Source organism: Streptomyces sp. NPDC032198, from assembly GCF_040636975.1.
Taxonomy (GTDB): Bacteria; Actinomycetota; Actinomycetes; order Streptomycetales; family Streptomycetaceae; genus Streptomyces.
This window is the reverse complement of record NZ_JBEZVL010000006.1, coordinates 464,312-479,247: the sequence shown is the minus strand read 5'-3', so window position 1 is coordinate 479,247 and position 14,936 is coordinate 464,312. Positions and strand designations below refer to the sequence as shown.

The following is a 14,936-nucleotide window of genomic DNA, read 5'->3' as shown; positions in this document are numbered from 1 at the left end:
GGGAACGCCCTCAGTCGCTGGTCACGACGTCGCGCGCGTCACCCTTGTCGCCCGCGGACTTTTCCGTGGCGGACTTGGGGATGGCCTTGTCGGCCTTGAGCGCGTCCCAGACCTGCTGGTCGGCCTTCTCCAGGGGCAGGACCCGGTTGGGGTCCGCCGGGTCGTACTGGATGGGCAGCGTGACCATCTTCATGTCGCCCGCGCCGATGCCCTTGAGGCCGCCCGCGAAGCCCGCCAGGCTCTTGACGTCGTTCAGGTCGGAGTCGGTGGTGATGGCGCTGGTGGCGTCGTTCGCGAGGTCGTAGAGCTTCTTCGGGTTGCTGAAGACGCCTACGTCCTTGACCTGGTTGATCAGGGCCTTGATGAAGGCCTGCTGCAGCTGGATGCGGCCGAGGTCGCTGCCGTCGCCGACGGCGTGCCGGGTGCGGACCAGGCCCAGTGCCTGCTCGCCGGTGAGCTGGTGCGTGCCGGCCTTGAGGTTGAGGTGGCTGTCCTTGTCGTTGATCGCCTTCTTGGTGGTGATCTCGACGCCGCCGAGGGTGTTGATGAGCTTCTTGAAGCCCGTGAAGTCCACTTCCACGTAGTGGTCCATCCGGATGCCGGACATCTTCTCCACGGTCTTGACGGCACAGGCGGGGCCGCCGACCTCGTACGCCGTGTTGAACATCTGCCGCCGGCCGCCCGGGTCCGTCTCACCGTCGTCCGTCTTGCACTCGGGACGGGATATGAGGGTGTCGCGGGGTATGGAGACGACGCTGGCCGACTTGTGACCCTTGTTGACGTGCACGATCATCGCCGTGTCCGAGCGGGCGGCGCCCTCGTCCCTGCCGTACTTGGCGTTGTCGCCGGAGCGGGAGTCGGAGCCGAGGACGAGGATGTCCTGCGAGCCGTTGTCGACGTCCTCGGGGCGGTCCGTGCCGAGGGCAGCATTGATGTCGACGCCCTTGATGTTGCCGTTGAGCTTGAAGTACACGAAGCCGAGACCGGCACCGCCCAGGACGACCACCGACGCGGCGGTCCACGCGGTGACGACGAGGACCTTGCTGCGCTTTTCGCGCGGCTTACGCCGCCGGCCGCCACCACCCCGGGAGCGCTTCGGTGCCGTATCCGCCGCAGGTGCGCTCTCGTCGCTCATGTGCTCCTCGGTCCTCGTCTGGGGTCGGGTACCCCCTGCTTTCAGGGTCAGGCGCGGTTTGTCGTCACTTGTCAGACGTGGAAACCGAAAGAAGGGTTGCACGACGCTTTGTGAGCGCCCCGGCGCGCGCTCGTGACACTTCGTGCACTCCTTCCCCGCTCTTCCAGCTTCTCACCTGCGGTTTTTACCGCCATGGGGCTACTGCCCGTGACCGTAAGAATCTCTTAGGTGTGTGGCCAAGGTCATTCACCGCCCCCTTCACGCCCCCCGTCCACGCAAAGGGCCGCCCCCGTCGGATGACGGGGGCGGCCCTTTGCGGCGCGGTGACTAGTCGTTGCCGTTGCCCGGCGTCGGGGTCGTCTTCGCGATCTGCATGAGGAACTCGGCGTTCGACTTCGTCTGCTTCATCTTGTCGAGAAGCAGCTCGATGGCCTGCTGCGAGTCGAGCGCGTGCAGCACCCGGCGCAGCTTCCAGACGATCGCGAGCTCTTCCGCGTTCAGCAGGATCTCTTCCTTGCGGGTGGAGGACGCGTCGACGTCCACCGCCGGGAAGATGCGCTTGTCGGAGAGCTTCCGGTCGAGCTTGAGCTCCATGTTGCCGGTGCCCTTGAACTCCTCGAAGATCACCTCGTCCATGCGCGAGCCGGTGTCGACGAGCGCGGTGGCCAGGATGGTCAGCGAGCCGCCGTCCTCGATGTTGCGCGCCGCACCGAAGAAGCGCTTCGGCGGGTAGAGCGCGGTCGAGTCGACACCACCGGACAGGATGCGGCCGGAGGCCGGGGCCGCCAGGTTGTACGCACGGCCCAGACGGGTGATCGAGTCGAGGAGCACGACCACGTCGTGACCCAGCTCGACGAGACGCTTGGCGCGCTCGATGGCCAGCTCGGCGACGGTGGTGTGGTCCTCGGCGGGACGGTCGAAGGTCGAGGAGATGACCTCGCCCTTCACCGACCGCTGCATGTCGGTGACCTCTTCCGGACGCTCGTCGACCAGGACGACCATCAGGTGGCACTCGGGGCTGTTGACGGTGATCGCGTTCGCGACCGCCTGGAGGATCATGGTCTTGCCGGTCTTCGGCGGTGCCACGATCAGGCCTCGCTGGCCCTTGCCGATCGGCGCGACGAGGTCGATGATCCGGGTCGTGAGCACGCCCGGGTCGGTCTCCAGGCGGAGCCGGTCCTGCGGGTAAAGGGGCGTCAGCTTGTTGAACTCCGGTCGCCCGCGCCCGGATTCGGCCGCCATGCCGTTCGCCGAGTCGAGGCGGACGAGCGCGTTGAACTTCTCGCGGCGCTCGCCGTCCTTGGGCTGACGGACGGCGCCGGTGACGTGGTCACCCTTGCGCAGACCGTTCTTGCGGACCTGGGCCAGCGACACGTACACGTCGTTCGGGCCGGGGAGGTAGCCCGACGTCCGGATGAACGCGTAGTTGTCGAGGATGTCGAGGATGCCCGCGACGGGGATCAGTACGTCGTCGTCGGCGACCTGCGGCTCGTTGGCGCCGCCGAACTCGTCGCGGCCACGACGGCCACGGCGATCGCGGTAACGGCCACGGCGGCCGCGACGGCCCCCCGCCTCGTCGTCGAAGTCGTCCTGCGGGCCGTTGTCGCGCTGGTCCCGCTGCTGGCGGTCGCCGCGGTCCTGACGGTCGCCCCGCTCCTGGCGGTCCTGACGGTCTCCCCGCTCCTGGCGGTCCTGACGGCCGCCCCCCTGCTGGCGGTTGCCGCCCTGCTGCTCGTCGCCCTTGTTGCCACGGCGGTCGCGGTCGCGGCCACGGCCCTGGCGGTCACGGCGGTCGCGGCGGCCGTCGGCGTTGTTGTCGCCGGAGCCGTCGCCCTTGGCCTCGGACGACGCGTCCGTCCTGGCGTCGCCCTTGTCGTTCTTGTCGTTCTTGGCGTCGCTCTTCGGCTCGTTCTTCGCCTCGGCGGTGACCGTCTCCGGGCTGCCCGCGTCGGCGGTGGCACGACGACGGCCGCGGCGCTCGCCCTTGTCGGCACCCGCGGGCTGGCCCGGGATGTCGATCTGCTGCTGGGCGGCCTCTTCGGCCTTGGCGCTCGCCGGCTGCTCGGCCTTGTCGGCCTTGCTCGCCTTGGCGGCCTTGTCCGTGCCGGTCGAGCTTGCTGCGGTGTCCTCACCCGTCCGGGCCTTCGAGGTCGCGCGGCGCTTGGGCTTCGTCTCGGCCTCGGCCGACGAAGCGGAGGGCGCGGCAGCCTTCGCGGGGGCGCCCCCGCCGGCCTGCGCCTCCTTGATGACCTCGATCAGCTGGCTCTTGCGCATCCGCGCAGTGCCCTTGATACCGAGGCCGGATGCGACCTGCTGCAGTTCCGCCAGCACCATGCCATCGAGGCCGGTGCCGCGGCGCCGCCGGGACCCGGCCGAAGCACCGGTGGCAGGCGCCGCAGAGGCGTCCGTGGCGGGCGTGTCGGCAGTCACGCCCATCAGATCGGTGGTGTCGCTCACGAAGGGTCCTTCCCTGGAGCGGACGTCGGCCTGTCTGGCTCGGCGACCGGTTGTGCTGTCCGGAGGTCCTTTGGTGTGTGGACCGTGCCGGGGCGGTGGTCCGCCAACGCGCGGCGGAAGAATTCACTGGTGATGACGATTCCCGGTGCGGTGCCACTGAGGTGCGGTGTCACTCGGCTCGGTCACGCCGGTTCCGGAGCGTGCTCGGCACCGCTCAGTGCGGGGCACAGAGCAGTTTGGGAGGCTCCCGGAAGGATGGATGTCCCGGACGGGGACACAAAGCACCTCGCCATGGTGGGGTCGGGTGCAGACTTGAGGTTAACACTACCGGATCCAACAAACATTCCCCCTCTCTCATCCGGCTACCAGCTGTTCAAGGCGCAAGCGGCAGCACGCTCGCGCCGGTCGCGTCGAGTGCCAGACGGTTGGCCGCCCAGCCCTCTCCCGCGAGGCGTGCGACCTTGTCCGCCGCGCTCTCGTCGGCCAGCGCGAGGACCGTGGGTCCCGCGCCGGAGATCATCGCCGGGACACCGTCCGCGCGCAGGCGTTCCACCAATGCGGCGCTCTCGGGCATGGCGGGTGCGCGGTACTCCTGGTGGAGCCGGTCCTCGGTTGCGGGGAGCAGCAGCTCGGGGCGCCTGGTCAGGGCCTCTACGAGCAGTGCGGCCCGGCCCGCGTTGGCGGCCGCGTCGACGTGCGGGACGGTGCGCGGGAGCAGTCCGCGCGCGGTCTCGGTGAGGACGGGCTTTCCCGGTACGAAAACCACCGGAACGATGGAATCAGCGGGCTCCATCCTGATCGCCCGCGCCGCTCCCCCGTCCATCCAGGAGAGCGTGAAGCCGCCGAGCAGACAGGCGGCGACATTGTCGGGGTGGCCCTCGATCTCGGTGGCGAGCTCGAGCAGGGCGTTGTCGTCGAGCCGGGCGTCACCGCCTATCGTCACGGCGCGCGCGGCGACGATGCCCGCGCAGATGGCGGCGGACGACGAGCCGAGGCCCCGGCCGTGCGGAATGCGGTTGGCGCAGACGATTTCGAGCCCGCGCGGCTGTCCGCCGAGCAGGTCGAAGGCGGTGCGCAGGGAACGTACCAGCAGATGCGACTCGTCGCGCGGGAGCGTCTCGCCGCCCTCACCTGCGATGTCGATGTTCAGTCCGGTGTCGGCCACCCGCACGACGACGTCGTCGTACAGACCCAGCGACAGGCCGAGGGCGTCGAAGCCCGGGCCGAGGTTGGCGCTGGTGGCGGGGACGCGCACCCGGACGGCGGCGGCGCGGAACGCGGGACCGGCCATCGCTCGATGACTCTCCTTGAGCTGCGATCTTTTGAGGACTTGCCACGTGATGAGGCACTACCCGAAGGCCGCTCTGCGGCAGCACCGCGGCATATGCGGCGGGGCGGGTTCGGTACAGCCTATCGAAGGAAGGTTCTGTGGCGACATAGGGCGCACAGGAGGCGCACGATGCGTGTCGTAAGCCCCCTGTGCACCCCCTATGCGGAGTTGCGGGTTTTCCAGGCGGTTATGCCCGCCGTCCGGTGGCGGTTATCCCCGACCGGGACGGTTATGCCAGATCCGGCGGAGTTCCACCAGGCCGGACCCGGCCAGTCCGGCTAGGCCAGACCCAGCCGCTCGGCCGCGGCGGCCGAGTCGACGGGGACCGTGACCGGCTGCGGTGCGCCCGCGACGGCCCAGTCCGGGTCCTTGAGGCCGTTTCCGGTGACGGTGCAGACGATCTTCTGCCCCTTGTCGACCTTGCCCTGCTCGGCCGCCTTCAGCAGACCGGCGACGGAAGCGGCCGACGCCGGCTCGACGAAGACACCCTCCTGGGACGCCAACAGCTTGTAGGCGCGCAGGATCTCACGGTCCGTCACCTCGTCGATGAAGCCGTCCGACTCGTCGCGCGCGTCGAGGGCGTACTGCCACGACGCGGGGTTGCCGATGCGAATCGCGGTGGCGATCGTCGAGGGGTCCTTGACGATCTCGCCGCGCACGATGGGCGCGGAACCGGAAGCCTGGAAGCCCCACATACGAGGAGTGCGCGTCGAGATCTTGTCGGCGGCGTACTCCTTGTAGCCCTTCCAATAGGCCGTGATGTTGCCCGCGTTACCCACCGGGAGCACGTGGATGTCGGGGGCGTCACCGAGCGCGTCCACGATCTCGAAGGCACCGGTCTTCTGGCCCTCGATGCGGAACGGGTTGACCGAATTGACCAGCGCCACCGGGTAGTTCTCGGAGAGGGCGCGGGCCAGGTTCAGGCAGTCGTCGAAGTTGCCGTCGACCTGGAGGATCTTCGAGCCGTAGACGAGCGCCTGGCCCATCTTGCCGAGCGCGATCTTGCCCTGCGGCACGAGGACCGCGCAGACCATCCCGGCGCGTACGGCATAGGCGGCGGCCGAGGCCGACGTATTGCCGGTGGAGGCGCAGATGACGGCCTTGGCGCCCTCCTCCTTGGCCTTCGTGATCGCCATCGTCATGCCGCGGTCCTTGAAGGACCCGGTCGGGTTGGCACCCTCGACCTTGAGATGGACCTCGCAGCCCGTGCGCTCGGAGAGCACCTGCGCGGGGACGAGCGGTGTGCCGCCCTCGCGGAGCGTCACGACCGGCGTCGTGGCGGAGACGGGGAGACGATCCCGGTACTCCTCGATGATTCCGCGCCATTGGTGGGTCATTGCTGACTACTCCCCTTCAACCCGCATGATGCTGGCGACACCACGCACGGTGTCGAGATTCCGCAGTGCCTCGACGGTGCCGGTGAGGGCGGCGTCGGGCGCGCGGTGGGTGACGACGACGAGAGAGGCCTCGCCGTCCTTGCCCGTCTGACGGACCGTATCGATCGATACGCCGTGCTCGGCGAAGACCGTCGCGACCTGGGCGAGAACACCCGGCTTGTCGGCTACGTCGAGGCTGATGTGATAGCGCGTGACGACCGCGCCCATGGAGCTCACGGGCAGCTGGGTGTACGCGGATTCGCCGGGCCCGGTGGCTTCGCCGAGCTTGTTCCGGCAGACGGCGACGAGGTCACCGAGAACGGCCGACGCGGTGGGGGCGCCGCCCGCACCGGGGCCGTAGAACATGAGCTGGCCCGCGGCCTCCGCCTCGACGAAGACGGCGTTGTACGCCTCGCGGACCGACGCCAGCGGATGGCTGAGCGGAATCATCGCGGGGTGCACGCGCGCGGTGACGGAACCGCCGTCGGCGGCCCGCTCACAGATGGCGAGCAGCTTGATGGTGCAGCCCATGCGCTTCGCGGACGCGAAGTCGGCGGCCGTCACCTCGCTCATTCCCTCGCGGTAGACGTCGTCGAGACGCACGCGCGTGTGGAAGGCGATGCCGGCGAGGATCGCGGCCTTGGCGGCGGCGTCGAAGCCTTCGACGTCGGCGGTCGGGTCGGCCTCGGCATACCCGAGGGCGGTGGCCTCGTCGAGGGCTTCCTGATAGCCGGCACCGGTGGTGTCCATGGCATCGAGGATGAAGTTGGTCGTGCCGTTCACGATCCCGAGAACGCGGTTCACCTTGTCGCCGACGAGGGACTCGCGCAGCGGCCGGATCAGCGGAATGGCACCGGCGACGGCGGCCTCGTAATAAAGATCCCGCCCGTGCTCCTCGGCGGCGGCGTGCAGCGCGGCGCCGTCCTGCGCGATGAGCGCCTTGTTGGCGGAGACGACGGAGGCGCCGTGCTCAAAAGCGGTGGTGATGAGGGTCCTGGCGGGCTCGATGCCGCCGATGACCTCGACGACGACATCAATGTCACCGCGTTTGACCAGGGCGGTCGCGTCGGTGGTGACGAGGGAAGGAGCGATTCCCTCGCGCACCTTCGACGGGCGCCGGACAGCGACCCCGGCGAGCTCCACCGGGGCGCCGATCCTGGCCGTGAGGTCGTCGGCGTGCGTCGTCATGATGCGCGCCACCTCTGAGCCGACAACCCCACAGCCCAGCAGCGCCACCTTCAGCGGACGCGTACGCATCATCCGACCTCACTTCTCATACATCTACAGTGGGACCAGTCTCACCCACCGGATCGCAGTTTCTGTCCACGGTCCGGATGATGAGACATCTATTTCACTGGCCGATACTCTGCCAGACGCCGTCGACGACGTCCTCGCGGCCGGTTCTTTCCTCAGCCGACATCGAGACGCAGGAGATCTTCCTCCGTCTCGCGCCGGACGATGACCCGCGCCTCACCATCCCGCACGGCGACGACCGGCGGCCGGAGGGCGTGGTTGTAGTTGCTCGCCATGGAACGGCAGTACGCGCCGGTCGCGGGCACGGCGATCAGGTCACCGGGCGCCAGGTCGGCGGGCAGGAAGGCGTCCTTGACGACGATGTCCCCGCTCTCGCAGTGCTTGCCGACGACGCGGACGAGCATCGGCTCGGCGTCGGACGTCCGCGAGACCAGCGCGACGCTGTACTCGGCGTCGTAGAGGGCTGTACGGATGTTGTCGGACATGCCGCCGTCGACGGAGACGTACGTACGCAGTCCTTCGAGCGGCTTGACGGTGCCGACCTCGTACAGGGTGAAGGCGGTCGGCCCGACGATGGCGCGCCCCGGCTCGACGGAGATACGAGGGGTGCGGAGGTTGGCGGCCTCGCACTCCCGCGTCACGATCTCGCCGAGCGCCTTGGCGATCTCGTGCGGCTCGCGGGGGTCGTCGTCGGAGGTGTAGGCGATGCCGAGGCCGCCACCGAGGTCGATCTCGGGCAGCTCGACGCCGTGCTCGTCCCGGATCTCGGCGAGCAGCTGGACGACGCGCCGCGCGGAGACCTCGAACCCGGCCATGTCGAAGATCTGCGACCCGATGTGCGAGTGCACGCCGATGAGCTCGAGCCCGTCGAGCTGCAGGGCCCTGCGCACGGCCTCGGCGGCCTGTCCCCCGGCGAGCGCGATGCCGAACTTCTGGTCCTCGTGGGCGGTGGCGATGAACTCGTGGGTGTGCGCCTCGACGCCGACGGTCACGCGGATCTGCACGCGCTGCCGGACACCGAGCCGGTCGGCGATGTGCGCGACACGCACGATCTCCTGGAAGGAGTCGAGCACGATGCGCCCGACACCGGCCTCGACGGCCCGCTCGATCTCGTCCTCGGTCTTGTTGTTGCCGTGGAAGGCGATGCGGTCGGCGGGCATCCCGGCGGCGAGGGCGGTGACAAGCTCACCACCGCTGCACACGTCGAGATTGAGCCCTTCCTCGTGCAGCCACCGGACGACGGCACGCGAGAGGAAGGCCTTCCCGGCGTAGAAGACGTCGGCGTCGGTCCCGAAGGCGCCGCGCCAGGCGTGGCAGCGGGCGCGGAAGTCGGCCTCGTCGAGGAAGTAGGCGGGGGTGCCGAACTCCTCGGCGAGCCGGGTCACCGTCATCCCGCCGACGGTGACGACACCGTCGGTGTCGCGGCCCACGGTCTGCGCCCAGACCTTCGGGTCGAGGGAGTTCAGGTCATCGGCCGGGGCGGTGTAGTGCCCTTCGGGCACTACGTCGGCGTGGCGGGGCCCGGCGGGGTGTGCGGAACGGCTCATGTCGCGGTCGTCTCTCTCACTTCGTTCACGTCATGCACGTCAGTCACGTCTGGGACGTCCGTTGTGTCTGGCACGGCTGGCACGTCTGTTGTGTCTGGCACGTCAGTCGCTTCTTCATGTGTCACAAGTACTCGGGGGCGCTGATGCCGAGCAGGGACAGGCCGCCTGCGAGCACCGTCCCGGCGGCTTCGGCGAGGGCGAGCCGGGCGCGGTGGGCGGCCGAGGGTTTCTCGTCGCCGAGCGGAAGCACGGCGGGCTGAAAGGCGAGGAAGGCATCAGCGACAACGACGAGATGCCGGGCAAGCCGGTCGGGCGCACGGTGACGGGCGGCTGCGGCGAGGATGCGGGGGTGGTCGGCCAGGGCGTCGAGGAGGGGCCGGCCGGGTGAGGGTATGCGGCTGGGGAGGGCTGTTACGTCACCGGGGGCGCTGGTGAAACCGAGCGCGGCGGCGTTGCGGGTGAGGGCGCGGGTGCGGGAGTAGGCGTACCGCACCCGGAAGAGGGGGTTGCTCGCGCGCTGGACCAGATGCTCGTCGCTGATGCGGGGCCGGTCGTGGGCGGCGGGATACAGCAGGGCCCAGCGGGCGGCGTCGGGGCCCAGGGAGAGGAGGGGGTCGGGGGCGGCGGCTGGGGCGGGGAGGGGGACGGGGACGGGGACGGGGACGGGCCGGATGATCTCCACGGCTGCGTCTGTGTCTGCGTCCGTGCCTGCGTCCGCTGGTGGGGTCCCGTGGGTGTCGACGTGTACGCCGAGGCCGGCTGCCGCCCAACGGGGGTCCGGGGCTTCGTCGCAGGTGAGGCGGACGAGGGTGCCCTGGGAGCGGAGGATGCGGCGGAGGGAGTCGGCGAGGACGGCGGCGCGGGGCTCGCACGGGAAGCGGAGGGTGTGGAGTGCGAGGGGGGCTCGGGGAGCGTCCACGGGCTCGGGGTCAACGTGCCCGTAACGGGGGCCGCGCTCCAGTACGTCACGCACGAGGGCGGCACTGCCACTGCTCCCGAGGTGGCTTGCGGTGTCGGTGCCGCGGTCCAGGGTGATGTTGAGGAAACCGGGCCCGGTGATGTCGATGGCCGCGATGCCGGGCTCCCCGGCGAGTCGCGGGGAGAGCACTTCGGCCACCTCCCGGGGCGACTGCCCGGCGGCGCGGGCGACCTGCAGGGCGACGTTGGTGGCGTAATCCCCACACCCGCCGGGCCGAGGCCGCTCGACGACGACCCGCCAGGGGGTGGGGGCAGTGCCGTCACTCTCACCACCGCCGGGGCCGCCGAGGCCTCCGGGCTCGCCGAGATCACTCAGCTCGCCAAGGCCCCTGAGCTCGCCGTCATCGACGGCACGACGCATGGCGCGCAGCACGGTGCGGGAGAGCTCGACGGGGGTCACGGGTCAAGCGTATGGGAGGAGGGGGGTGGGGACGCGACCTGGTTTCCCCGATGGTCCGGGATGTGGACGGTGGCGGGCCGGCCGGAGGCAGCCACGGGGTCACCGGGGGCAGCCACGGGGTCATGGGTGAGACTCAGCCGCTGGGGCGACCGGCGCGCTCGGCTTCTCCAGTGGCTCCGGCGGCACCGGCGGTTCCACGCTCACCACTGAGCGCACCCCCGCCACTCCCACCCGCACCACCGCTACTGCCGCCCTCCATCAACTGCCGTACGATTCCCAGCAGTTCGGAAGGCTCAAAGGGCTTGGCAAGGAAGGCGTCCACCCCGACCTCGAGCCCGCTCTCCACCTCGTACTGGGTGCAGGCGCTGACAATGACGAGGGGCAGATGCCGGGTCCTCGGATCGGAGCGCAGCCGAGCGGCGGTACGCAACCCGTCGAGGCGGGGCATCACCACGTCGAGCGTCACGACATCAGGTCTGACCTGGTTCACCACGTCCAGGCACTCGACACCATCGGCCGCGGTCACGACCTCGAAGCCCTCCAGCTCGAGGTTGACCCTGATCAGCTGCCGGATGACCTTGTTGTCGTCCACAACAAGCACGCGGCCTGACACGCCTGACACAACTCGAGAGTAGGTCCGCGCCCGCCACCGCGTCCGGGTTTTCCCCACTTCCGCCCCGTGCGGGGCAGCGCACGACGGAACAGGCGACGAAGCCGAGGGTGCCCCCTGGGACGCAGGGTGCGGATGCGGCGGACCTGACAGCCATGGAGTGCGGAAATACCTGTTCATGGGGAGCCGTTCGGAGCTGGTAGGGTTCTACACGTCGCCGCGCAAGCCGCGCCGATACGCCCCCGTAGCTCAGGGGATAGAGCAACGGCCTCCGGAGCCGTGTGCGCAGGTTCGAATCCTGCCGGGGGCACCTTGTATTGGGTGCCCAAGACCCCGTCACCAGCGGAAACGCTGAGGCCGGGGTCTTCGCGTATGCCCAGGCCTTCCTGCGAGCCGCCGAACGTGGCCGCCTCATCGCCGGGCTCGACGCTCGACACCTGACGCTCAGAGAGATGAAAGCGCCAGCGCACCCTTCTGTGGGTGAGGACTGAGTGAGTGAGCGAGCTAGCGAATTGCAGATTTCTTTCGCGATGGTTCGCGTGATGCTCCTGCTGTGCTGGTCATGGGCTCCAGTGGGGGCGGATCTTGGGAAAGATTTGTAGTCGATCAAGGCGTTCGGGGGTTATCTGGATCCAGGGTCGCGTGGGCGATGAGTCTCGGCGGGGTTGTCGGTCTGTATTTACGACATGCGATCAACCGTGAGGAGAGCGTCATGACCGCCACCTACACCTTCGACGTCTTTTCCAGCCTCGACGGCTTTGGGGGTGCCAGCGGCAATTGGACCGGTTACTGGGGCAAGCAAGGGCCCGAGCTCCTCGACCACCGTCTCGATCTGTACCGCGAGGAGCAGCGGATGGTTTTTGGGGCCAATACGTATCGGGCGTTCGCGGAGATGCTGGCCTCGAGCAGCGCGGAGTCCGAGGTGCGTGACCCGTGGGTCACGCGGATGAGGAGCCTGCCGGCCATCGTCGTGTCGAGCACGCTGGAAGGCCCCCTGGACTGGCCGGATGCGAGCGTCGCGCCTGGTGATGCCGTCGACGTCGTCGCTCGGCTCAAGAAGGAGTCCGACGTGCCGCTGCGCTCGCACGGCAGCCTGTCGATGAACCGGGCGCTGATGGCCGCCGGTCTGGTCGACCGCGTACAGGTGACGGTCTTCCCGGTGATCACCGGTCAGAGCGGTCTTGACCCGATCTTCCAGGGTGCGGCCGATTTCGACCTCGAACTGATCGAGCAGAGGACGCTCGACGGCCGCACCCAAGAGCTCATCTACCGGCCCGCTCTGCATGTCTGATGGAAGGGGGGTGTTCAGGTGCCGGGAGGTGGGGGTGGTGCGCGTACACCGGGAGAGCCCGCTGCCCCTGGGGAGGAGCCGGGGCCTTGAGGCGGTCGGGAGGGGCAGGCCGTGGCCGGGTTCGGTCGGGCTGCCAGCCGTTGGGGGCGGGTGCGTCGGATGTGCCGGGTGGCAGGGGCCTTCGTACGAGTCAGGCGGGTAGGCAGGCCGTGCTGATCGGGCGGCGGGTCCGGCGGAGTTGCTGCGTCGGGCCTCCGGGGAGGAGGTCAGGTCGGGGCAGACGGGCTGGTCGGGGCGGCAACAGGTCTAAGTCAGCGGACCAACTGAGCAGGGAGACAGGGCAGGTGGGTGAGGTAGGGCCGTCGGGCGGCAGGTCAGGACCGGCGTACCGATGGAGCTGGGCAGGGTGGAGCCCGCAGGTGGGTGCGTAGCCCGCCGGGCGGCCTACGGGGGTGGGTCGGGGCCGACAAGCCAGCGGGGCGGGGTGGGGTGCTGGGTGAACGGGCAGGGGCCTCGTGCCTGTCGAGTTGGGCAGGGTGGTCGAGCCCCGTGGAACCGACGCGTTCGGTGGTGGCAGGGCGGGCAAGGTTGGTGGGGCTCGGGCAGCGGGGCGATGGAGAGCGGTGGAGCGACCTAGCGTGGGTGGGGTGGTGAGTGCCACGGGCGCAGGGGGAGGTCAGGGTTCGATCAGGCCTGCTCTGATTGCGTAGCGCGTTAGTTCCAGGCGGTTGCGCAGGCCCAGTTTGTGCAGCAGGTTCGCCCGGTGTCTGTGGACCGTCTTGATGCTGATGAACAGCATTTCCGCGATCTCCTTGGACGAGTGGCCCTCCGCCACCAGCTTGAGGACCTCCTCCTCCCTCGCCGTCAGCACCTGGTCCGGCGGCTCCTCGCCCTGCCGGACCCGGTCGAGGTAGTTGCGAATCAGCGCGGTGACCGCCCCCGGGTACAGGAACGGCTCGTCCCGCATCGCCGCCCGGCACGCGGCGACCAGGTCCCGGTCGGCCACCGACTTCAGTACGTATCCGCTCGCGCCCGCCTTCAGCGCCTGGAAGAAGTACTGCTCGTTGTCGTGCATCGTCAGCATCAGCACGCGTACGCCGGGCTTCAGCGCGGACAGTTCGCGTGCGGCCTGCAGGCCGGTCATCCGGGGCATCGCGATGTCCAGGACCGCCAGGTCGACCTCGTTCGTGCGGGCCAGGGCGATGGCCTCCGCCCCGTCCCCGGCCTCGGCGACGACCTCGAGGTCCGGCTCACCGTCGAGGATCAGCCGCACCCCGCGACGCACCAGCGCGTGGTCGTCCGCCAGGAGGATGCGGGTCCTGGGTGATGCGGTGTTGGTCGTGGTGTGCGTCGTGCTCATTACTGGTTCCCAGGGGTGGGCGGGGTCGAGGGAGTGGGCGAGGGCTGGGTCGGCGTTGGCACCTTCAGTCTGACCCTCGTTCCTGCCCCCGGCCGTGATGTGACGTCCAGTGCCGCCCCGATGAACAAGGCCCGTTCGCGCATCCCGCGGATCCCCGCCCCCTCGTGGGCGATCCCGGTCCCCCGGCCGTCGTCCTCGACGGACAGCACGACCGCGCCGTCGGACCGGGACAGGCTCACCTCGACCCGGCCCGCATCGGCATGGCGGGCCGCGTTGGTCAGGGCCTCCTGGGCCACCCGGTACAGGACCAGTTCCGCCTGCTGATCCAGCGGCGGCAGATCGGAGTCGAAGCGGCGTACCACCCGCAGTCCCGCGTGCGTGGCGAACTCCGTGGTCAGCGAGGTCAGGGCGCTGATCAGACCGAGGTCGTCCAGCACGCCCGGCCGCAGCCTGCGCACCAGGCGGCGTACTTCGTCCAGGCTCCCCCGGGTGATCTCCTGCGCCTGCCGCAGCTCGCCGCGCAGGGGTTCGTCCGCCCCGTCCGACGCCCGTTTGAGGGCCAGCAGGACCGCGGTCATGGTCTGGCCGACCTCGTCGTGGAGCTCCTGGGCGATACGGCGCCGTTCGGATTCCTGGGCGAGCAGCACGCGGGCACTGCTGGCTGCCCGTTCCTGCTCCAGCCGTTCGAGCATCGCGTTGAAGGTGCGGATCAACTCGGCGGTCTCACCACCGCCCTGCTCCGGCAGCCTGTGCCCGGGGCGCAGCAGGTCGACGGTCGTCATCAGCCGGGTGAGCCGCTCCAGCGGGGCCAGGCCTATCCGCAGCAGGGCCGCGTTGGCGACCAGCATGACGGCCAGGCCTCCCACGAGGATGACCGCCTCGGTCAGTACCACCGGCACGGAGACGGTCACCGGCGCCCACAGCAGCAGGGCGGTGGCGCTCCCCAGCACCACCGCGTTGAGCGCGAAGATCCGCCAGAACAGGGACAACGGGGTGGCGCCTTTCTCTCGTAATCGCTCGTAATCGGTCGTAATCGCTTGTGCTTGCTCGTGCTTGCTCGTGCTTGCTCGTGCTTGCTCGTGCTTGTGGGCTCGATCTTGATCGGCTGCCGTCCAGCCTGCCCGTTTCCGTTCCGTCCGTCGATGGGGTCCAATGCCCATTTCCTGACCTTGGACCGCCCACGCCCGGATGGGCCTCC

The 14,936-nt window shown here is 69.5% G+C and carries 11 protein-coding genes and 1 tRNA gene; 2 read left to right on the top strand and 10 right to left on the bottom strand.

The annotated features are described in order from the left end of the window. Positions 1 to 10 precede the first annotated feature (10 nt). From AB0E78_RS18925 to AB0E78_RS18890, 8 genes are all read right to left on the bottom strand, one after another. Positions 11 to 1,135: an LCP family protein gene (locus AB0E78_RS18925; protein ID WP_361833598.1), complete on the bottom strand. Its 1,125-nt coding sequence runs from the start codon at positions 1,133 to 1,135 to the stop codon at positions 11 to 13. Between the two features lie 327 nt (positions 1,136 to 1,462). Next, entirely contained in the window at positions 1,463 to 3,592 is a 2,130-nt protein-coding gene (gene rho, locus AB0E78_RS18920) for a transcription termination factor Rho (RefSeq protein ID WP_361833596.1), read from the bottom strand. Between the two features lie 373 nt (positions 3,593 to 3,965). Continuing rightward, positions 3,966 to 4,883 (bottom strand): homoserine kinase, encoded by a 918-nt coding sequence (thrB, locus tag AB0E78_RS18915; RefSeq protein ID WP_361833594.1) that lies wholly within the window; start codon positions 4,881 to 4,883, stop codon positions 3,966 to 3,968. A 317-nt stretch (positions 4,884 to 5,200) separates the two neighbouring features. After that, a complete protein-coding gene (gene thrC / locus AB0E78_RS18910; RefSeq protein ID WP_361833592.1) occupies positions 5,201 to 6,259 on the bottom strand; it encodes a threonine synthase in 1,059 nt (352 codons plus the stop codon). A 6-nt stretch (positions 6,260 to 6,265) separates the two neighbouring features. Then, a complete protein-coding gene (locus AB0E78_RS18905) occupies positions 6,266 to 7,558 on the bottom strand; it encodes a homoserine dehydrogenase (RefSeq protein ID WP_361833590.1) in 1,293 nt (430 codons plus the stop codon). A gap of 149 nt (positions 7,559 to 7,707) precedes the next feature. Next, positions 7,708 to 9,099, bottom strand: a complete 1,392-nt coding sequence (lysA, locus tag AB0E78_RS18900; RefSeq protein ID WP_361833588.1) for a diaminopimelate decarboxylase — start codon at positions 9,097 to 9,099, stop codon at positions 7,708 to 7,710. A gap of 121 nt (positions 9,100 to 9,220) precedes the next feature. Next, on the bottom strand, positions 9,221 to 10,477 hold the full coding sequence (gene nrtL / locus AB0E78_RS18895; protein ID WP_361833586.1) for an ArgS-related anticodon-binding protein NrtL: 1,257 nt from the start codon (positions 10,475 to 10,477) through the stop codon (positions 9,221 to 9,223). 133 nt (positions 10,478 to 10,610) lie between these two features. Further along, positions 10,611 to 11,147, bottom strand: coding sequence for a response regulator (locus AB0E78_RS18890; RefSeq protein ID WP_361833584.1), 537 nt, complete (start codon positions 11,145 to 11,147; stop codon positions 10,611 to 10,613). A gap of 178 nt (positions 11,148 to 11,325) precedes the next feature. On the opposite strand from AB0E78_RS18890, the gene AB0E78_RS18885 reads away from it, so the two are divergent. Together AB0E78_RS18885 and AB0E78_RS18880 are read left to right on the top strand one after the other, a co-directional pair. Continuing rightward, positions 11,326 to 11,397: transfer RNA gene (locus AB0E78_RS18885), tRNA-Arg, on the top strand. Between the two features lie 402 nt (positions 11,398 to 11,799). Next, entirely contained in the window at positions 11,800 to 12,378 is a 579-nt protein-coding gene (locus AB0E78_RS18880; RefSeq protein ID WP_361833582.1) for a dihydrofolate reductase family protein, read from the top strand. A gap of 676 nt (positions 12,379 to 13,054) precedes the next feature. Here AB0E78_RS18880 and AB0E78_RS18875 read toward each other — a convergent pair. Beyond that, a complete protein-coding gene (locus AB0E78_RS18875) occupies positions 13,055 to 13,738 on the bottom strand; it encodes a response regulator transcription factor (protein ID WP_361833580.1) in 684 nt (227 codons plus the stop codon). Next, positions 13,738 to 14,727 carry a sensor histidine kinase gene (locus tag AB0E78_RS18870; protein WP_361833578.1) on the bottom strand — a complete coding sequence of 330 codons (990 nt, stop codon included), beginning with the start codon at positions 14,725 to 14,727 and terminating at the stop codon, positions 13,738 to 13,740. The genes AB0E78_RS18875 and AB0E78_RS18870 overlap by 1 nt, the downstream gene beginning before the upstream one ends. Between the last annotated feature and the right edge of the window lie 209 nt (positions 14,728 to 14,936).